This is a genomic window from Luteimonas composti (genome assembly GCF_042678665.1).
Classification (GTDB): Bacteria; Pseudomonadota; Gammaproteobacteria; order Xanthomonadales; family Xanthomonadaceae; genus Luteimonas; species Luteimonas composti.
Window position 1 is genome coordinate 188,753 of record NZ_JBHTKU010000002.1, and the last position, 18,006, is coordinate 206,758.

Annotated in this window: 16 protein-coding genes and 1 pseudogene; 10 read left to right on the top strand and 7 right to left on the bottom strand. The window is 72.2% G+C overall.

Annotated features, from left to right (window positions below):
* Positions 1-6 precede the first annotated feature (6 nt).
* Both argS and radC read right to left on the bottom strand, forming a co-directional pair.
* Positions 7-1,695 (bottom strand): arginine--tRNA ligase, encoded by a 1,689-nt coding sequence (gene argS / locus ACFQ2D_RS05510; protein WP_280943541.1) that lies wholly within the window; start codon positions 1,693-1,695, stop codon positions 7-9.
* Positions 1,696-1,813: 118 nt separating this feature from the next.
* The gene (radC, locus tag ACFQ2D_RS05515) at positions 1,814-2,488 is read right to left on the bottom strand and encodes a RadC family protein (protein ID WP_280943540.1); all 675 of its coding nucleotides are present in this window, start codon (positions 2,486-2,488) and stop codon (positions 1,814-1,816) included.
* Positions 2,489-2,684: 196 nt separating this feature from the next.
* Between radC and coaBC the strand changes: the two are divergent.
* The 3 genes and pseudogenes from coaBC to ACFQ2D_RS05530 all read left to right on the top strand — a co-directional run bounded on the left by coaBC (position 2,685) and on the right by ACFQ2D_RS05530 (position 6,718).
* Positions 2,685-3,892 (top strand): annotated as a pseudogene (gene coaBC / locus ACFQ2D_RS05520) (bifunctional phosphopantothenoylcysteine decarboxylase/phosphopantothenate--cysteine ligase CoaBC).
* Entirely contained in the window at positions 3,889-4,356 is a 468-nt protein-coding gene (gene dut / locus ACFQ2D_RS05525; protein WP_280943539.1) for a dUTP diphosphatase, read from the top strand. Before coaBC ends, dut begins: the two are co-directional and overlap by 4 nt.
* 22 nt (positions 4,357-4,378) lie before the next feature.
* Positions 4,379-6,718, top strand: coding sequence for a phosphomannomutase/phosphoglucomutase (locus ACFQ2D_RS05530; protein ID WP_280943538.1), 2,340 nt, complete (start codon positions 4,379-4,381; stop codon positions 6,716-6,718).
* 476 nt (positions 6,719-7,194) lie between these two features.
* On the opposite strand, the gene ACFQ2D_RS05535 is transcribed toward ACFQ2D_RS05530, so the two are convergent.
* Entirely contained in the window at positions 7,195-8,316 is a 1,122-nt protein-coding gene (locus ACFQ2D_RS05535; protein ID WP_386795561.1) for a Gfo/Idh/MocA family protein, read from the bottom strand.
* Between the two features lie 79 nt (positions 8,317-8,395).
* On the opposite strand from ACFQ2D_RS05535, the gene ACFQ2D_RS05540 reads away from it, so the two are divergent.
* Complete coding sequence (locus tag ACFQ2D_RS05540) at positions 8,396-9,643, top strand: TIGR03862 family flavoprotein (RefSeq protein WP_280943537.1); 1,248 nt, start codon at positions 8,396-8,398, stop codon at positions 9,641-9,643.
* Between the two features lie 33 nt (positions 9,644-9,676).
* Here ACFQ2D_RS05540 and ACFQ2D_RS05545 read toward each other — a convergent pair whose 3' ends face one another.
* Positions 9,677-10,318: a hypothetical protein gene (locus tag ACFQ2D_RS05545; protein ID WP_280943536.1), complete on the bottom strand. Its 642-nt coding sequence runs from the start codon at positions 10,316-10,318 to the stop codon at positions 9,677-9,679.
* A 25-nt stretch (positions 10,319-10,343) separates the two neighbouring features.
* A complete protein-coding gene (gene pyrE, locus ACFQ2D_RS05550) occupies positions 10,344-11,006 on the bottom strand; it encodes an orotate phosphoribosyltransferase (RefSeq protein ID WP_280943535.1) in 663 nt (220 codons plus the stop codon).
* Positions 11,007-11,110: 104 nt separating this feature from the next.
* Here pyrE and ACFQ2D_RS05555 point away from each other — a divergent pair, with 104 nt between their 5' ends.
* From ACFQ2D_RS05555 to ACFQ2D_RS05580, 6 genes are all read left to right on the top strand, one after another.
* The gene (locus tag ACFQ2D_RS05555; RefSeq protein WP_280943534.1) at positions 11,111-12,190 is read left to right on the top strand and encodes a cytochrome-c peroxidase; all 1,080 of its coding nucleotides are present in this window, start codon (positions 11,111-11,113) and stop codon (positions 12,188-12,190) included.
* A gap of 67 nt (positions 12,191-12,257) precedes the next feature.
* Entirely contained in the window at positions 12,258-12,608 is a 351-nt protein-coding gene (locus ACFQ2D_RS05560) for a zinc ribbon domain-containing protein YjdM (RefSeq protein WP_280943533.1), read from the top strand.
* A 94-nt stretch (positions 12,609-12,702) separates the two neighbouring features.
* Positions 12,703-13,503 (top strand): exodeoxyribonuclease III, encoded by an 801-nt coding sequence (locus tag ACFQ2D_RS05565; RefSeq protein ID WP_280943532.1) that lies wholly within the window; start codon positions 12,703-12,705, stop codon positions 13,501-13,503.
* Positions 13,500-14,798 (top strand): AmpG family muropeptide MFS transporter, encoded by a 1,299-nt coding sequence (locus tag ACFQ2D_RS05570; protein WP_342457141.1) that lies wholly within the window; start codon positions 13,500-13,502, stop codon positions 14,796-14,798. The genes ACFQ2D_RS05565 and ACFQ2D_RS05570 overlap by 4 nt, the downstream gene beginning before the upstream one ends.
* A 12-nt stretch (positions 14,799-14,810) precedes the next feature.
* On the top strand, positions 14,811-15,074 hold the full coding sequence (locus ACFQ2D_RS05575; protein ID WP_280943531.1) for a hypothetical protein: 264 nt from the start codon (positions 14,811-14,813) through the stop codon (positions 15,072-15,074).
* 73 nt (positions 15,075-15,147) lie between these two features.
* Positions 15,148-16,248, top strand: a complete 1,101-nt coding sequence (locus tag ACFQ2D_RS05580) for an alpha/beta fold hydrolase (protein ID WP_280943530.1) — start codon at positions 15,148-15,150, stop codon at positions 16,246-16,248.
* 66 nt (positions 16,249-16,314) lie between these two features.
* Here the strand turns inward: ACFQ2D_RS05580 and ACFQ2D_RS05585 are convergent, their stop codons facing one another.
* Positions 16,315-16,812 carry an acyl-CoA thioesterase gene (locus tag ACFQ2D_RS05585; RefSeq protein ID WP_280943529.1) on the bottom strand — a complete coding sequence of 166 codons (498 nt, stop codon included), beginning with the start codon at positions 16,810-16,812 and terminating at the stop codon, positions 16,315-16,317.
* A gap of 56 nt (positions 16,813-16,868) precedes the next feature.
* Positions 16,869-17,969 (bottom strand): anhydro-N-acetylmuramic acid kinase, encoded by a 1,101-nt coding sequence (locus tag ACFQ2D_RS05590; protein ID WP_280943528.1) that lies wholly within the window; start codon positions 17,967-17,969, stop codon positions 16,869-16,871.
* Positions 17,970-18,006: the final 37 nt, after the last annotated feature.

Sequence of the window (18,006 nt, forward strand, 5' to 3'; positions counted from 1 at the left end):
ATTGCCTCACATCCGTTCGGGCGCTTGCACGCCCAGCAATCCCAGGCCGTTGGCCAGCACCTGCCGCACCGCCAGCGCCAGCGCCAGGCGCGCGTCGCGCACGGCGGCGTCGTCGACCAGGAACTGGTGGTCGTTGTAATACGTCTGGAACCCCTGCGCCAGTTCGAGCAGGTAGCCTGCGATCAGGTGGGGTTCAAGCTGCTCGCCCGCCGTGGCCACGATCTCCGGCCAGCGCGCGAGGTCGATCAGGAGTTCGCGCAGCGGCGCGTCGGCCAGGTCCAGCGGCTGCGCCAGGCCGTTGGCGAGGTCGAACGCGAGGCCGCGCTCGGCCATCTGGCGCAGCAGGCCGCAGATGCGGGCGTGCGAGAGCTGCACGTAGTAGACCGGGTTGTCGAGCGACTGGCTGCGGGCCAGGTCGATGTCGAACACCAGCTGCGAATCGGGCCTGCGCGCCACCAGGAACCAGCGCACGGCGTCGGCGCCGGCCTCGTCGATCAGGTCGCGCAGGGTCAGGTAGCTGCCGGCGCGCTTGGACAGCTTCACTTCCTCGCCGCCGCGCATCACCGTGACCATCTGGTGCAGCACGTACTCCGGGTAGCCGCTGGGGATGCCGGCGTCGAGCGCCTGCAGTCCGGCCCTCACCCGCGCCAGCGAGCCGTGGTGGTCGGCGCCCAGCTCGGTGATCGCGCGCTCGTAGCCGCGCTGCCACTTGGACAGGTGGTAGGCCACGTCCGGCACGAAATAGGTGTAGGTGCCGTCGGACTTGCGCATCACGCGGTCCTTGTCGTCGCCGAAGTCGGTCGAGCGCAGCCACAGCGCGCCGCCTTCCTCGTAGGTGTGGCCCTTGGCGACGAGCTCGCGCACGGTCTCCTCGACCTTGCCGTCGGTGTACAGCGAGGACTCCAGGAAATACACGTCGAACGACACGCCGAAAGCGGCCAGGTCGGCGTTCTGCTCGCGGCGCAGCCAGGCGACGGCGAAGGCGCGGATCGCGTCGAGGTCGTCCGGATCGTCCTTGCCGGAGACCACGTGGCCCTCGACCTCGACGCTGTCGCCGCGCAGGTAGGCCGCCGCGACGTCGGCGATGTAGTCGCCGTTGTAGGCATCGGCCGGCCAGTCGGGGTCGCCGGGCTTGAGGCCCTTGGCGCGCGCCTGCGTGGACAGGGCGAGGTTGTTGATCTGCACGCCGGCGTCGTTGTAGTAGAACTCGCGCCGCACCCGCCAGCCGTTGGCCTCCAGCACGCGCGCGATGCAGTCGCCGATCGCGCCGGCGCGGCCGTGGCCCACATGCAGCGGGCCGGTGGGGTTGGCCGAGACGTATTCCACGCCGGCGGTGCGCCCGCTGCCGCGGTCGTTGCGGCCGTAAGCCGCGCCCTGCGCGTGCACCTGCGCCAGCTGGCGGCCCCAGGCGGCGGGCGAAAGGCGGAAGTTGAGGAAGCCCGGGCCGGCGATCTCCACTGAGGCGATGTCGTCGCCGCGCTCGATCGCGTCCACCAGATGCTGCGCCAGCGCGCGCGGATTGGACTTCGCCGGCTTGGCCAGCAGCATCGCGGCGTTGGTCGAGAAGTCGCCGTGGGAGCGATCCTTGGGGCGCTCGATCACGAAGTCGGGCGTGGGCAGGTCGGCAGGCAGGGTGCCGGCCTCGCGCAGGGCGGCGATGGCCCGGTCGATCAGGTCGCGGAGCTGGGCTTTCACGGGTGCAGGTCTGGCGCGGGGAACCGCGCATTATAGCGGCGGTGCCGCGCAGGGCCGCCGGGGGGCACGGCCTCGGTGCGCCCGATCCTGGCCGTGTAGCGCCGGCCGCCCCGCGCCGCTAGACCCAGCCGCGTGCCGCCAGCGAGACCGGGGCACCGTCGCCGATCACGAAATGGTCGAGCAGGCGCACATCCACCAGCGCCAGCGACTGCTTGAGCTGGGCGGTGACCGCGCGGTCGGCGGCGCTGGGCTCGGGGTTCCCGCTCGGATGGTTGTGACCCACGATCACCGCCGCGGCATTGTGCGCCAGTGCACGCCGCACCACCTCGCGCGGGTGCACCTCGGCGCCGTCGATGGTGCCGCGGAACAGCTCCTCGAAGCCGAGCGCGCGGTGGCGCGTATCCAGGAACAGCACGGCAAAGACCTCGATCGGCTGGCCGCGCAGGCGCTGGGCGAAATAGCGGCCGGCGGAAGCCGGGTCGGTCAGCGCCTCGCCGCGCTCCAGGCCCGCGGCCAGCCAGCGGCCGCACAGTTCCAGCGCCGCGGCCAGGGTGCAGGCGCGCGCGGGGCCGAGCCCGGGCAGGCGCGCCATCTCCTGCGCCGGCAGCTCCAGCAGGCGGCGCAGCGGGCCGTGGTGCTCCAGCAGCTGGCGGGCGGTCGCGACCGCGTCCAGTCCGCGCAGGCCCGAGCCCAGGAAGATCGCCAGCAGTTCGGCGTCCGACAGCGCGCGGGCGCCCCGCGCGAGCAGCTTCTCGCGGGGGCGTTCCAGCCTGGGCCAGTCGCGGATATGCATGCGGTCGCTCACCGAAAGCGGGCGCTGGCGGCCGGCACGGGTGCCGGGCGGGACAGGGGAAATCGCGTCGGGCACCGCGACCGGCCGGCCACCAGCATGGCCACGATTGCAGCGCGAACGGAACGCGCCGGCCGCCGGGCGGGCACCCGCCATCGGGTAAGCTGTCGGCCGGTTCCGGCGTAGGACTTTCCTGACGATGCCAGCGCAGCGCGGCCTGCATGGACAACGCCTGCTGCTGTGCGTCTGCGGCGGGATCGCGGCCTACAAGGCCGCCGAGCTGGTGCGGCGCCTCGGCGACGCCGGCGCCACGGTGCAGGTGGCGATGACCGAGAGCGCGCAGCGCTTCGTCGGCGCGCAGACCTTCCAGGCGCTGAGCGGGCGGCCGGTGCGCACCAGCCTGTGGGACGCCGCCGCGGAGGCGGCGATGGGCCATATCGAACTGGCGCGCTGGGCCGACCGCGTCGTGGTCGCGCCGGCCACCGCCAACACCCTGGCCAGGCTCGCGCATGGCCTGGCCGACGACCTGGTCAGCACCCTGTGCCTGGCGACCACCGCGCCGATCACCCTGTGCCCGGCGATGAACCACCGCATGTGGCTGCACCCTGCCACCCAGGCCAATATCGCCCTGCTGCGCGAGCGCGGCGCGCAGATCGTCGGCCCGGAGGACGGTCCGCTCGCCGAGGGCGAATCGGGCCCCGGGCGGCTCAGCGAACCGGCGGCGATCGTGGCCGCGCTGGAGGCCGCATGAGCGGTGCGCTCGCCGGGCGGCGGGTGCTGGTCAGCGCCGGCCCCACCTACGAGGACATCGATCCGGTGCGCTTCCTCGGCAACCGCAGCAGCGGCAAGATGGGCTTCGCGGTCGCCGCGGCGGCGCGCGCGCTCGGTGCCGAGGTGGTGCTGGTGGCCGGTCCGGTACAGCTGCCCACGCCCGAGGGCGTGCGGCGCATCGACGTGCGCTCGGCCAGCCAGATGCATGCGGCGGTGATGGCGGCGCTGCCGGCGGACGTCTACATCGGCGCCGCCGCGGTGGCCGATTTCACCCCGCACGCGGTGAGCGAGCACAAGATCAAGAAGACCGCGGGCAGCGACACGCTGGTGCTGGAACTGGTGCGCACGCCCGACATCCTGGCCGGGGTGGCCGCGCACGCGCGGCGGCCGACGCTGGTGGTCGGCTTCGCTGCCGAAACGCAGGAGGTCGAACGCTACGCGCGCGGCAAGCTGCAGGCCAAGCGGCTCGACCTGATCGCCGCCAACCTGGTCGGCGGCGCCGAGGGCGGCTTCGAGCGCGACGACAACGCCCTGGTCGTCTACTGGGACGGCGGCGAACGCAGGCTCGGGCCGGCGCCCAAGACCGAGGTCGCCGCACAGCTGGTGCAACTGGTTGCGGAGCGCATCGCGGCATGAGTGGCCAGGATTTCGTCCTCCAGGTGAAGCTGCTCGACCCGCGGCTGGGAAGTGAGTGGCCGCTGCCCGCGCATGCCACCGACGGCAGCGCCGGACTCGACCTGCGCGCCGCGCTCGACGCGCCGCTGGCGCTGGCGCCCGGCGATGCCGCGCTGGTGCCCTCGGGCATGGCCATCCACATCGGCGATCCCGGCCTGTGCGCGGTGATCCTGCCGCGCTCCGGGCTCGGCCATAAGCACGGCATCGTGCTGGGCAACGGCACCGGCCTGATCGACGCGGACTACCAGGGCCCGCTGCTGATCAGCGTCTGGAACCGCGGCAGCGCCGCGTTCACCATCGAGCCGGGCGACCGCATCGCGCAGCTGGTGATCCTGCCGGTGGTCCGGGCGCAGCTGCAGCTCGTGGATACTTTCAGCGACAGTGCGCGCGGCGCGGGCGGCTTCGGCCACACCGGCGTGCGCTGACGGGAATACTCAGGGGAATGGCATGAGCGGAACGAGCGGAAGGTCGAGGGCGCGCGCACTCGCGCAGGCGCGGCCATTGCTGCCGTGGCTGGCGGTCGCGGTGGCGGCGCTGGCGGTGTGGCTGGCCTGGAGCGGCTGGCGCGGGCTGCAGGACGGCACGCGCCTGACCAGCATGACGCTGGCGCGCGACACCGCCGCAAGCGTGGCCTCGTCCAACCTGCGCGGCGAGCTCAAGCGCATGGCCGACCACCTGGCGCGCGCGGAGGTGCAGGCGGCGCTGCAGGCCGGCGACCTGGATGCGGCGGCACGCGCGCTGGCGGTCGACTGGCCGCAGCTGGAGCAGGCGCAGGTGCACCCGGCCGACCTCACCGCCGCCTATGCCGCACTGCCGGCTGCCGGTTTCGGCGCGGTGGCGGTGATGGAGGCGGCGCTGGCCGAAGACGGTCCGGTGGTCGCAGTGATCCGTGCCGGCGACGCGCCGCGCGTGGCCGTGGCCTCGCCCGCGCGCCACGGCGACGTCCTGGCGGGAGTGGCGCTCGCGCAGCTGCCGCTTTCGCGCGCCACCCAGGGGCTGGAGGCCGCCGACATCGACCCGGCCACCTACGTGGCGCTGCGCCAGGGGGGCTTCACCCTGCTCGAGCGTGGCGACCTGGCCCAGGCGGAGGGTGCCGAACGCATGGCGGTGCCGGTCAACGGCACGCCGCTGCGCGTCGCCGCCGCGATGCCGCCGGCCGTGGCCGCGCCCTTCGGGCTGCAGGGCATCCCGCTGTTCGTCGCGGTCGGCGGCCTGCTGCTGCTCGCCTACCTGCTGTGGCGACTGCCCGCGCCGGTGCTGCGCGCGATGGAGGGCGCGGCACCCGTGGACGATGCGCAGGCACCGACCCTGGCCGAAGCGCTGGTCGCCGGACCCGAAACCGAAGAGGGTTCACCCGCTGCAGACGCGCCGCCCACCATTGTCGTCCGCGACATGAAACCAGAACCCGTGAACATCGACCGCGGCATCTTCCGCGCCTACGACATCCGCGGCGTGGTGGGCCAGACCCTCGACGCCGGCGTCGCCGAACTGATCGGCCATTCGGTCGGCTCGCTCATGCACGAGCAGGGCCTGTCCGACATCGTGGTCGGCCGCGACGGCCGCCTGTCCGGTCCCGACATGGTGGCCGGCCTCGTGCGCGGCCTGCGCAAGGCCGGGCGCAACGTCATCGACATCGGCATGGCGCCCACCCCCGTCACCTACTTCGGCGCCTTCCACCTGCGCACCGGTTGCTGCATCTCGGTCACCGGCAGCCACAACCCGCCCGACTACAACGGCTTCAAGATCGTGGTCGGCGGGCAGACCCTGTCGGGACAGGCCATCACCGACCTGTACGCGCGCATCGCCGACGGCCGCCTGCACGACGCGCCCGAGCCGGGCGATGCGAGCGAGCGCGACATCGGCGACGCCTACGTCGAGCGGATCAGCCAGGACGTACAGCTGGCGAGGCCGATCAAGGTGGTGGTCGATGCCGGCAACGGCGTCGCCGGCGAGATCGGCCCGCGCGTGCTCGAGGCGATCGGCGCCGAGGTCATCCCGCTGTTCTGCGAGATCGACGGCACCTTCCCCAACCACCATCCGGACCCCAGCGAGCCGCACAACCTCCAGGACCTGATCGACACGGTCAAGCGCTTCGACGCCGACCTGGGCATCGCCTTCGACGGCGACGGCGACCGCCTGGGCGTGGTGACGAAGGACGGCGAGAACATCTATCCCGACCGCCTGCTGATGCTGTTCGCGGCCGACGTGCTCGACCGCAACCCGGGTGCGGTGATCGTGTACGACGTCAAGTGCACCGGGCGCCTGCCCGGCCACATCCTGCGCCACGGCGGCAGCCCGCTGATGTGGAAGACCGGGCACTCGCTGATCAAGGCCAAGATGCGCGAGACCGAGGCCGAACTGGCCGGCGAGATGAGCGGCCACTTCTTCTTCCAGGAGCGCTGGTACGGCTTCGACGACGGCATCTACGCCGCCGCGCGCCTGCTCGAGATCCTGGCGCTGGATCCGGGCGAACCCAGCGAGGCGCTGGCCGCGCTGCCCGGCGGCGTGTCCACGCCCGAGATCAAGGTCGAGGTGGCCGACGGCAACCCGCACGGCTTCGTCGAGCGCTTCCAGAAGCAGGCGAAGTTCGAGGGTGCGCGCCTGTCGACGATCGATGGCCTGCGCGTGGACTGGAACGACGGCTGGGGCCTGGTGCGCGCGTCCAACACCACGCCGGTGCTGGTGCTGCGCTTCGACGCCGATACGCAGGAGGCGCTGGACCGCATCCTGGGCGATTTCCGCGCGCAGATCGCGCTGGTGGATCCGGAGCTGCAGCTACCGTTCTGATTTCCGGACTGCGCCGCGCACCTGGCATGGGGGATACCGCGCCGGGGCGTTGGGGGTGCGGGACGACCGGCTACGGGGAGCGCTGGGGCCGAATGTCCCCCGGCGCCGGCCCCTGGCCGAGGCCTCCTCCTTGATTTCACCCCCAGCGCTCCCCGCATCCGGCCCACCGGACATCGGGAGCGCTCAAGGACAGGCGTCTCCTCGGCGGCCCCGTCTTGCTCGTGAGAGTCGTACGGGCTCGGCCGTCTCGCGGGGGTCTAGTTGCAGGTACCACCGCCCCGTGTCCGAAAGCCGAGACGCGACCCGGCCGGGCAGTCCCTGTAGCGAAATCAAGGAGGAGGCCTTCGCCGCAGGCGAAGGCCGGGGGACATTCGCGGAAGGGACTGTCCGGCCGGGTCGCGGTCCTGCAGGTGGCGCGCCAAGGGATACGCCCCGCCTGCCGTGCGCCACGCCCGGGGCGGCCGGTGTCTGCCGCCTCAGCCGCGCGCGATCTCCACGCGCTTGCCATCGGCCTTCGCCGAAGCGAACGCCGCATCGACCACGCGCAGGTCGCGCAGGCCCTCCTCGCCCGGCACGCGCGGCGCGGTGCCGGCGATGATCGACTGCGCATCGTTGTCCATCTGTTCGGCCTGCATGCGCGGCAGCTTGCCCAGCTGCGGCTCGAACACGGTGCCGTCGCTGGCGCGGCCGCGGTTGCCGTCGTAACCCTGGAACGGCGACATCGTGTACCAGCCGCGTTCGCAGTCCACCTGCAGCGTGTTGAGGTTGCGGCCGAAGCTGGTCACGCACTCGGCGACGATGTCCTCGGGGAACTCGAGGCGGAAGCGCATCGTCTCGTCCACGCCCTTGAACAGCTCGCGGCGCGCCGTCTCGTCCCAGGCCTGCACCGCCAGCGGTTCCATGCCGGTGCAGTAGCGCGCGGCGTTGATGCAGTACACGCCCATGTCGTACATCGCGCCGCCGCCGCGCGCCGGATCCAGGCGCCAGGCATCGTCGGCGCCGTCGCGCCAGCCGAACCAGCCGGCGTCGGCGCGCAGCTTGACGATGCGGCCGAACGGCCGCTCCTTCGCCATCGCCATGAAGCGGCGCGTATTGGGCTCGTGCTGCATGCGGTAGCCCACCGCCAGCTGCACCCGGTTGTCGCGGCAGGCCTTGATCATGGCTTCTCCCTCGGCCGCGTCCATCGCCATCGGCTTCTCGCACCACACGTGCTTGCCGGCCCTGGCGGCGATCTCGGCCAGGGAACGGTGCACGTGGTTGGGCGTGGCGATGTACACCACGTCGATCTCGTCGTTGTCGGCGATGCGGTGGAAGTCGTCGTAGGAATAGAGGTTGGCATCGGCGATGCCGTACTTGCGCTGCCACTCGCCGAGCTTGGCGGGCGTGCCGCTGACCAGTCCGGCCAGCCGGCAGTGGCGGGTCAGCTGCAGCGCGGGCGCCAGCAGTTCGGCGGCGTAGTAGCCCAGTCCGACCAGCGCGACGCCGATCCTGCGGTCCTGGGCCAGTCCACGCGGCGTCCACGCCGCGGCGGCGCCTGCGACCGCCATCGACTGCAGCGCCTCGCGGCGGGTCCAGCCATTGCCAACCTGCTTGCCCATCGCGCTCCCTCCTCCCGGTGTCGATCCGCATGTTAGCGCTCACAGGACCGTCCGGGGCCGGCCGGGCGATAATGCATCCATGCCTGGCCCGTCTTCCCGTCGTGTTGCCGTCGTCGGCGGCGGCCCCGCCGGGCTCATCGCCGCTGAACGCCTGTGCGCCGCCGGCCTGGCGGTGGATCTGTACGAGGCCAAGGGCTCGGTGGGCCGGAAGTTCCTGATCGCCGGCAAGGGCGGCCTCAACCTCACCCATTCCGACCCGCCGGCGCGGTTCGCCGCCCGCTACCGCGAGCGCGAGGCCGCGGTCGCGCGCTGGCTGGCGCGATTCGATGCGGCGGCGCTGCGCGACTGGGCGCGGGGACTGGGCGTGGACACCTATGTCGGCAGTTCGGGGCGGGTGTTCCCGCTCGACCGCAAGGCCGCGCCGCTGCTGCGCGGCTGGGTGCGGCGGCTGCGCGACCAGGGCGTGTCCTTCCACGTGCACCACCGCTGGACCGGCTGGGCCGTGGGCGGGGCCTTGCGTTTCGACACGCCCGGCGGCGAGCGCCTGGCGGCAGCCGATGCGACGGTGCTCGCGCTGGGCGGCGCGAGCTGGCCGCAGCTGGGCAGCGACGGTGGATGGGTGCCCCTGCTGCAGGCGCGCGGCGTGGACGTGGCGCCCCTGCAGCCGGCCAACTGCGGATTCGACATCGGCTGGTCGGCGCACCTGGCCGAGCGCCACGCGGGCGCGCCGCTCAAGCCCGTGGTCGTGCACTGGACCGGCCCGGACGGCGCCGCGCAGTCGCTGCAGGGCGAGTGCGTGCTGACCGGCACCGGGCTGGAAGGCAGCGTGATCTACGCCATCTCCGCGCAGTTGCGCGAGCTTGTCGAGCGCGACGGCCGTGCCGCCATTGCCCTGGACCTCGCGCCAGGACGCGACGAGGCCACGTTGCGCGAAGCGCTCGGGCGCCCGCGCGGGGGCCGCAGTCTGTCCGAGCACCTGCGCCGCGCGACCGGCCTGCACGGCGCCAAGGCGGCACTGCTGCGCGAAGTGCTCGATGGCGCCGCGATGCAGGATCCGGTGCGGCTGGCGGCCACGATCAAGCGGCTGCCGCTGCGCCTTGCCCGGCCGCGCCCGGTGGACGAAGCCATCAGCAGCGCCGGCGGCGTCCGGCTCGAGGCGCTGGACGATGCGCTGATGACGCGCGCGCTGCCCGGCCTGTTCTGCGCGGGCGAGATGCTGGACTGGGAGGCCCCGACCGGCGGCTACCTGCTCACCGCCTGCTTCGCCAGCGGCCTGGTCGCGGCGGAAGGCGCGATCGACTGGCTGGACGCGAGCCCCGCCCGCTGACGGAGGCCCGGCCCGACGGCCGGCGTGCCGCGGTCAGCGCCGGGCGGGCGCGCGCAGCGCGTGGTAGCGCTCGATCGCGTGCTCGAGTTCGGCGTCCAGCGAGGCACGCTCTTCCTGCTGCTGGCGCATGATCGCCTGCTGGCGCAGCAGGTCCACGTGCTGGGCGCGGATGTTGCCGGCAAGCGCCTTCCCCACCGGCTCGCCACGCAGTTCCAGGTCGTTGGCCTGGCGCAGCAGCGAGACCAGGCTCTGGCGCAGGTTGTCCACGCCCATGCGCGAGGTCTTGAGGCCTTCGTCGATGAGCACGATGCGGTCGTCGAACGCGCGGCGCAGGTCTTCCTCGGTCTCGTAGGACTCGGCCATGGCGCGCTCGCGGCGCAGGCGCGCGGCCTCGGCGTTGGCCGCGATGCGGGCCTGGTGCTCGGCTTCCTCGGCGGCGGCGCGCTCTTCGGGGGTCAGCTGCTCGCCCAGCCGCGCCAGCGGCCGGCCGGTGCGACTCATTTCGGTGCGGGCGGCGTCGACCGCCTCGGGCGGCAGCGCGTCGCCGCAGACCTTGCGGCCGTTCTCGTTCCAGCAGTAAAGCTTCTTTTCCGCCGGCGCCGCCCGGTTCTGGGCCTGCAGGGCGGCAGGCAGCCAGCACAGCGCGGCGATGGCGAACACGGCCTGGATCTTCATCGAACGCCGCCCCCCGCGGCCCGGATCAACGCTGGATGTCGCGGACACCATATTGCACCCGATAGGCCTGCAGGCGCTCGCGCTCGTCGGCCAGGGCGTCGCTGCCGTCGGCGAAGGCCAGCAGGTCGCCCAGGGTGGCCACGGCGATCACCGGGATCCCGGCCTCCTCCGCCACGGCCTGGGCCGCCGACCGCGACTGTCCTTCGCCGGCGATCTCCTGCCGGTCGAGCGCGATCACGATGCCGGCCGCGGTCCCGCCGCCGCCCTCGATGATGCCCAGCGCCTCGCGGATCGCGGTGCCGGCGGTGATCACGTCGTCCACCACCAGCACGCGACGGCCGGCCAGCGGCGCGCCGATCAGCCTGCCGCCTTCGCCGTGCGCCTTGGCCTCCTTGCGGTTGAACGCCACCGGCAGGTCGCGGCCCCGCCGCGCGTACTCGCAGGCCAGCGCCGTGGCCAGCGGGATGCCCTTGTAGGCCGGGCCGAACAGCAGGTCGAAGCCGATCCCGGACTGCTCCAGCGCGTCGGCGTAGCAGGCGGCCAGCGCCGACAGCGCCGCCCCCGAATTGAACAGCCCGGCGTTGAAGAAGTAGGGACTCACCCGCCCGGATTTCAGCGTGAACTCGCCGAAGCGCAGCGCCTGCGCCTGCAGGGCCAGGTCCAGGAAACGGGTGCGATGGTCGCTCATGCGGCGCATTGTCCCACAGGCGCCAGCCGCGCTTGATCACGATCAATGTCCGGATGCCGCCCCGCCGGTCCAATCGTGCTGCAGACAGGAATGGAGCAGGTGCGATGGCAGGTTGGCGGAAGACGGGGGTCGCGGTGGGGCTGGCGCTGGGCCTGGCCGGCACTGCGGGACTGACGCTGGGGCTGGCGGGTGCGGCGGCGCGCGCGGACGAGGGCGACGCGTTGCGGGCCATGGCCACGGCCCTGTTCGCGCCGCTGCCGGACGATGGCGGGCAGGTGCGCGGCCGGCCGGTCGATGCCCGCCAGGTCGAGCTGGGCCGGATGCTGTTTTTCGATCCGCGCCTGTCGCGCAGCCACGTGATCAGCTGCAACACCTGCCACAACGTGGGCACCGGCGGCGCGGACAACGTGCCGACCTCGATCGGCCATGGCTGGCAGAAGGGCCCGCGCAACTCGCCCACGGTGCTCAACGCCGTGCTCAATGCCGCCCAGTTCTGGGACGGGCGCGCCGCCGACCTGGCCGAGCAGGCCAAGGGACCGGTGCAGGCCAGCGTGGAGATGAACAACACGCCCGAGCGCGTGGTCGAAACCCTGGCGAGCATGCCCGAGTACGTGCGCCGCTTCGGCGAGGCGTTTCCCGGCGATCCCGATCCGGTGAGCTTCGACAACATGGCGCTGGCGATCGAGGCCTTCGAGGCCACCCTGGTCACGCCGGGTGCGCGCTTCGACCGCTATCTGGCCGGCGAAACCGATGCGCTGGACGCCACCGAGCGCCGCGGCCTGCAGCTGTTCATCGACAGCGGCTGCGGCGCCTGCCACAACGGCCCCAACCTCGGTGGACAGGCCTACTTCCCGTTCGGCGTGATCGAGCGTCCCGGCGCCGACATCCTGCCCGAGGGCGACAAAGGCCGCTTCGCCGTCACCCAGACCGCCAGCGACGCATACGTGTTCCGCGCCGCACCGTTGCGCAATGTCGAACTCACCGCGCCGTACTTCCACAGCGGCCAGGTCTGGGACCTGGAGCAGGCGGTGGCGATCATGGGCAACGCGCAGCTGGGCCGCGAGCTGGATGCGGAGCAGGCGCGGGCGATCGCGGCCTTCCTGCGCACCCTGACCGGCCGCCAGCCGCGCATCGAGCATCCGCTGCTGCCGCCCAGCACCGCCCGCACGCCACGGCCGGAGTAGCGCGCGGCCGCGCCGCGACCGTGGATGCGACAATTGCCGGTTTCCCGCTGACCCCAAGGAGCCCCGGATGCCCGGCCTGCCCCCCTGCCCGCAGTGCGGCTCGACCTATACCTACGAGGACGGTGCGCTGCTGGTCTGCCCCGAATGCGCGCACGAGTGGTCGCCGGCCGAGCAGGCCGAACAGGCCGCCGCCGAGGCCCGCGCGGCCCAGGTCTGCGATGCCAACGGCACGCCGCTGGCCGACGGCGACAGCGTGGTGGTGATCAAGGACCTGAAGGTGAAGGGCTCCTCGCTGGTGGTGAAGGTCGGCACCAAGGTGCGCAACATCCGCCTGGTCGACGGCGACCACGACATCGACTGCAGGATCGACGGCGTCGGCCAGATGGGCCTGAAGTCGGAGTTCGTGCGCAAGGCCTGAACGCGGCCGCGCGTGCGGTCCGGCCGCCCGGCCGCGGACGCGGACCGGCGCGGGAATGGGCTAGGCTTGCGCCACGCCCATTCCCGTCCCCCGCATGCGCATCGTCAGCTTCAACGCCAACGGCATCCGTTCCGCCGCCAACAAGGGCTTCTTCGGCTGGCTCGAGGCCCAGCAGGCCGACGTGGTCTGCCTGCAGGAAACCAAGGCCCAGGAAGACCAGCTCTCCGATCCCTGCTTCCGGCCGCTCGGACACTGCGTGTATCGCGACGCGATCACCAAGAAGGGCTACAGCGGCGTGGCGATCTACAGCCGCCGCGAGCCCGACGAGGTGCGCACGTCGCTGGGCTGGGCGCCGTTCGACGACGAGGGCCGCTACATCGAGGCGCGCTACGGCAACCTCAGCGTGGTGTCGTTCTACATCCCCTCCGGTTCCTCCGGCGAGCTGCGCCAGGGCTTCAAGTTCGAGGTGATGGACTGGCTGCGTCCGATCCTGGACGAGTGGCTGGCCAGCGGCCGCGAGTACGTGCTGTGCGGCGACTGGAACATCGTGCGCGCGAAGAACGACATCAGGAACTGGTCCAGCAACCAGAAGAACTCCGGCTGCCTGCCGCCCGAGCGCGCCTGGCTCAATTCGATGATCGCCGACGGACACGGCGACGGCCTGGTCGAACCGCCCGCGCGCGGCTGGAAGGACAGCTTCCGCGTCGCGAAACCCGACGCGGTCGAATACACCTGGTGGAGCAACCGCGGTGCCGCGCGCGCCAACAACGTGGGTTGGCGCATCGACTACCAGCTGGCCACGCCGGGGATCGCCGAATCGATCACCGGCTGCGCCGTCGCGCGCGAGCCGCGCTTCTCCGACCACGCGCCCTACGTCGTGGACTACGACGCGTGAGTGCGGCCAAGCCGTCGGTCTGGAAGGCGTTCACGCAGCCGGCGGCGTGGACGATGTTCTTCTTCGGCTTCGCCTCGGGCATGCCCTTCCTGCTGGTGGCCGGCACCCTGGCCTACTGGCTCACGGAAAACGGCCTCGAGCTCAAGAACATCACCCTGATCGCCAGCGCGGGCATGAGCTACACGCTCAAGTTCCTGTGGGCGCCGCTGGTCGACCGCTGGCGGCTGCCGGTCCTGGGTCGGCTGGGACAGCGCCGCGGCTGGCTGCTGCTGGCGCTGTCCATCGTGATCGCCGGCCTGTTGCTGATGGCCCAGCTCACGCCCGACCGGCTCGCGGCCTTCGTGTGGATCACGTTGATGACCGCGTTCGCAGGCGCCACGCTCGACATCGCGGTGGATGCCTACCGCGTCGAGATCGCCCCGCGCGAATCGCAGGGCGCGCTGGTGGCGACCTATTCGCTGGGCTACCGCATCGCGCTGATCGTGACCGGCGCGCTGGCCCTGGTGCTGGCCGACCATGTCGCCTGGCCGGTGGTGTACCGGGTGATGGCGCTGGTGATGCTGGTGCCGGTGGTGGCGGTGTTCGTGGCGCGCGAGCCGGATGTGCTGCGCGTGCGCACCGAGACCTGGGCCCAAGGGCTGCGCGAGGGCGTGGTCGAACCCTTCGCCGACTTCTTCCGCCGCTTCGGCGGTGCGCTGGCGCTGGCGCTGCTGGCCTTCATCCTGCTGGCCAAGATCTCCGACCAGTCGCTGGGCGGCGGGATCATGGCGCCGTTCTACCTCGGCCAGGGATTCAGCAAGACCGAGATCGCGGCGGTGTCCAAGGTCTACGGCATCTGGGTGGGCATCGCCGGCGTGTTCCTCGGCGGCATCGCGGTCGCGCGCTGGGGCGTGAAGTGGCCGCTGCTGGCCGGCGTGATCCTTGGCGCGCTCAGCAACCTGCTCTACCTGTGGCTGATCGGCGCCGACGGCGACGTGTGGAAGCTCACCGTCGTGATCTCCGGCGAGAACCTCGCCCAGGGCTTCCAGGGCACCACCCTGGTGGCCTTCCTGTCGGCCCTGGTCAACCAGCGCTTCACCGCCACCCAGTACGCGCTGTTCTCCTCGCTGGTGATGTTGCCGGGCAAGGTGCTGAGCGCCGTGTCGGGCAGCATCGTCGAGGTCACAGGCTACGGGGTCTACTTCGCCATCACCACGGCGGTGGCGGTCCCGGCGGTGCTGCTGTTCTTCTGGTTGAAACCGAGGCTGGTCCTGTCGGAGGATGGCGCCGCCACTTCGTCATCGACCTCGACATAGGGAAGCGCAGGGATGACCGACATCGTGCTCAAGGATGCCGACCCGATCCTGTTCGACCGGATCCGCCGCGTCGCCGAGGCCCGCGGCTGGGACCTGCCGCGGGCGCTCCAGTACCTGCTCGAGCAGGGGCTGCACGTCTACGAGGGCGACGGCTCGGTGCGCTTCGAGAACGACGAGGCCGACGTGATGCAGGCCATGATCGCGGCGCTGGAGCAGGTGCCCGACGATCCGGGCTATGCGTCGATCGGGCGGATCCCGCGTCCAGAGCCGGGCTGAACGACCCACGGGACGATGCAACCGCGCGGCCGCCGGCCGTATCACGGGTAGGCAAGTCCAGACGGAATTGCCCATGACCCGCTGCCTCGCCTTCGTCCTGTCCCTCGCCTGCTGGCTGGCCGCCGGCCCCTCGCACGCGCAGTCCGCGCCTGCCGACGATGCGGCGCGCGCCCGCGCCGTGGTCGAGGACCTGATGCGCATCCCGGGCCCTGACGGCGTGCAGGAGACCTGGCGCCAGCGCATCAACGGCCTCGACCACTGGATCAGCATGCGCGGCCAGGATCGCGCCAATCCGGCGATCCTGTTCGTGCATGGCGGGCCGGCCACGCCGACGATCCCCAGCCTGTGGCAGTTCCAGCGTCCGCTGGAGGAATACTTCACGATGGTCAACTACGACCAGCGTGGCGCCGGCAAGACCTGGCGCGAGGATCATTCCGACGCGATCGCCGACACGGTCCGCATCCAGACCTATGTCGAGGACCTGGTCGCGATCGCCGAACACGTCCGCGCCAGGCTCGGCAAGCGCAAGCTGGTGCTGATGGCGCACAGCTGGGGCACGATCCCGGCGATGCACGCGGCGCAGGCGCGACCGGACCTGTTCCATGCCTACGTCGGCATCGGCCAGGTGATCAACGTGCGCGAGAACGAGCGCATCAGCATCGAATACGGCCTGGCCGAGGCGACGCGTCGCGGCGACGCGGACGCGGTGCGCGAGATCCAGGCGCTGCTGCCGTATCCCGGCACCACTCCGCTGACCCGCGAACGCATCGTCGCCGCGCGCAAGTGGCCGCAGCAGTATGGCGGCATGGCCGCCTACCGCGACGCCACCAACCTGTGGTTCTACGGCGCCGCACGCCTGTCGCCCGACTACGACGCCGAGGATCGCGCCGCACTCAACGCAGGCAGCCTGTTCACGCTCGAACGCGTGCTCGACGAGTTCGTCGAGGTCGATTTCAGCGGCGTGCGCGAATTCCCGATCCCGGTGGTGATGTTCATGGGCCGCCACGACTACACCACGCCCTCGCAGCCCACCGCCGACTGGCTGGACGCGGTGCAGGCACCGTTCAAGCGCGGCGTCTGGTTCGAGCGCTCGGCCCACATGGCGCCGTGGGAGGAGCCCGGCAAGACCCTGGTCAGCCTGCTCGAGGTGGTGCGGCCGCTGGTGCGCGAATAGCGCGCAACCGGCGCCCCCGGCACCGCCGCGCCGGGCGTGGAGCGTGTGCGGGTCCCGCGGCTGGAGCTATTCCGGTGCGGCGCCGGCGAGCATCGCCGCGGCCCGGCGCTGCTCGAATTCCTGGCGCAGCTCGCGCCGGACCCGCGCGGCGGCGTGGCGGCGGCACTCGTCCGGCGTCACCGGCCGCAGCGGCGGCACCGCGGTGCTGCTGCCGTCCTCGTCGACCGCGACCATGGTGAAGAAACAGCTGTTGGCATGGCTGGCGGTGCCGGCGAGGATGTTCTCGGTCACCACCTTGATCCCCACCTCCATCGACGAGCGCCCGGTGTAGTTCACCGAGGCGAGGAAGGTGACGAGATCGCCGACGTTGATCGGCTGGCGAAAGGTGACCTGGTCCACCGACAGGGTGACCACGTAGCGGCCCGCGTAGCGGCTGGCGCAAGCGTAGGCCACCTGGTCGAGCAGCTTGAGGATGGCGCCGCCGTGGACCTTGCCGGAGAAGTTGGCCATGTCCGGCGTCATCAGCACGGTCATGGACAGCTGGTGGTTGCGGGGAGGGCCCATGCCGGGAGTCTTCCGGGAAGTGGCGCGATGCTAGCGCAGGCCGCCCGGCCGGAGGATCAGGCCGGATAGATCCCGCCCAGCACGCGCGGCCCGGCCGCGCCGGTCACGCTGGGCAGGTTGCCCGGCAGGCCGAGGAGGGTCTGGCGCGCCAGCCAGGCGAAGCCCATGGCCTCGACGTGGTCGGGGTCGAGTCCGTGCGCGGCGGTGGACTCGACCCGCGTGTCGGGCAGGCTGGCGGCCAGCGCCGCCATCAGTTGCGGGTTGTGCACGCCGCCGCCGCAGGCGATCACCCGCCGCGTGTCCGGCTGGGTCGCCAGCAGGGCGCTGGCCACGGTGCGCGCGGTCAGCGCGTTGAGCGTCGCCTGCACGTCGGCCGCGGCCTCGTCGCCGCGCAGCCGCGCCTCGACCCAACCCAGGTGGAAGTGGTCGCGGCCGGTGGACTTGGGCGGGGGTGCGGTGAACCAGGGGTCGTCGAGCAGCCGCGCCAGCAGTTCCTCGTCGACCCGCCCGCTGGCGGCGAAGGCGCCGCCGCGGTCGAAGTCCTCGGCCAGGTGGCGCAGGCACCAGGCATCCATCAGTGCATTGGCCGGGCCGGTATCGAATCCGCGGACCCGGCCCCGCGCGGGCAGCAGGGTCAGGTTGGCAATGCCGCCGAGGTTGAGCACCGCGCGATCCTCGTCCGGGGCGGACAGCAGCGCGGCATGCAGGCCGGGCAGCAGCGGGGCGCCGTGCCCGCCGGCGGCGACGTCGCGGCGGCGCAGGTCGGCGACCACGGTGATCCCGGTGCGCTCGGCCAGCGTCGAGGGATCGCCCAACTGCAGGGTGAAGGGATACGGCCCCCAGGGGCGGTGGCGCAGGGTCTGGCCGTGCGAGCCGATCGCGCGCACCGATGCCGCCGGGATGCCGCTGTCGGCCAGGGCGAGGTTGGCGGCCTCGGCGAAGGCGCGCGCCACGCGTACGTCCAGCTCGGCGATCGCGTCGAGCGAGAGCGAGGCGCCCTGCTGGCCGAGCGCGACCAGCTGCCCGCGCAGCGCCGGGTCCCAGGGATAGGTGCGGCCGAACACCAGCCGCGCGTGGCCGCCGTCGAAATCGACCAGCGCGGCGTCGATGCCGTCGGCGCTGGTGCCGGAGATCAGGCCAAGGAAGAGGTCGGGCATGCGCCGATTCTACGGCGGCGCATGGCCTCCGGCCGGG

Bases quoted from the DNA above. Each gene is read 5' to 3' on its own strand.
- radC (WP_280943540.1), bottom strand. From the start codon at position 2,488: ATGCATATCCGCGACTGGCCCAGGCTGGAACGCCCCCGCGAGAAGCTG.
- dut (WP_280943539.1), top strand. From the start codon at position 3,889: ATGAGTGGCCAGGATTTCGTCCTCCAGGTGAAGCTGCTCGACCCGCGG.
- ACFQ2D_RS05530 (WP_280943538.1), top strand. From the start codon at position 4,379: ATGAGCGGAACGAGCGGAAGGTCGAGGGCGCGCGCACTCGCGCAGGCG.
- ACFQ2D_RS05535 (WP_386795561.1), bottom strand. From the start codon at position 8,316: ATGGGCAAGCAGGTTGGCAATGGCTGGACCCGCCGCGAGGCGCTGCAG.
- ACFQ2D_RS05540 (WP_280943537.1), top strand. From the start codon at position 8,396: ATGCCTGGCCCGTCTTCCCGTCGTGTTGCCGTCGTCGGCGGCGGCCCC.
- ACFQ2D_RS05545 (WP_280943536.1), bottom strand. From the start codon at position 10,318: ATGAAGATCCAGGCCGTGTTCGCCATCGCCGCGCTGTGCTGGCTGCCT.
- pyrE (WP_280943535.1), bottom strand. From the start codon at position 11,006: ATGAGCGACCATCGCACCCGTTTCCTGGACCTGGCCCTGCAGGCGCAG.
- ACFQ2D_RS05555 (WP_280943534.1), top strand. From the start codon at position 11,111: ATGGCAGGTTGGCGGAAGACGGGGGTCGCGGTGGGGCTGGCGCTGGGC.
- ACFQ2D_RS05560 (WP_280943533.1), top strand. From the start codon at position 12,258: ATGCCCGGCCTGCCCCCCTGCCCGCAGTGCGGCTCGACCTATACCTAC.
- ACFQ2D_RS05565 (WP_280943532.1), top strand. From the start codon at position 12,703: ATGCGCATCGTCAGCTTCAACGCCAACGGCATCCGTTCCGCCGCCAAC.
- ACFQ2D_RS05575 (WP_280943531.1), top strand. From the start codon at position 14,811: ATGACCGACATCGTGCTCAAGGATGCCGACCCGATCCTGTTCGACCGG.
- ACFQ2D_RS05580 (WP_280943530.1), top strand. From the start codon at position 15,148: ATGACCCGCTGCCTCGCCTTCGTCCTGTCCCTCGCCTGCTGGCTGGCC.
- ACFQ2D_RS05585 (WP_280943529.1), bottom strand. From the start codon at position 16,812: ATGGGCCCTCCCCGCAACCACCAGCTGTCCATGACCGTGCTGATGACG.
- ACFQ2D_RS05590 (WP_280943528.1), bottom strand. From the start codon at position 17,969: ATGCCCGACCTCTTCCTTGGCCTGATCTCCGGCACCAGCGCCGACGGC.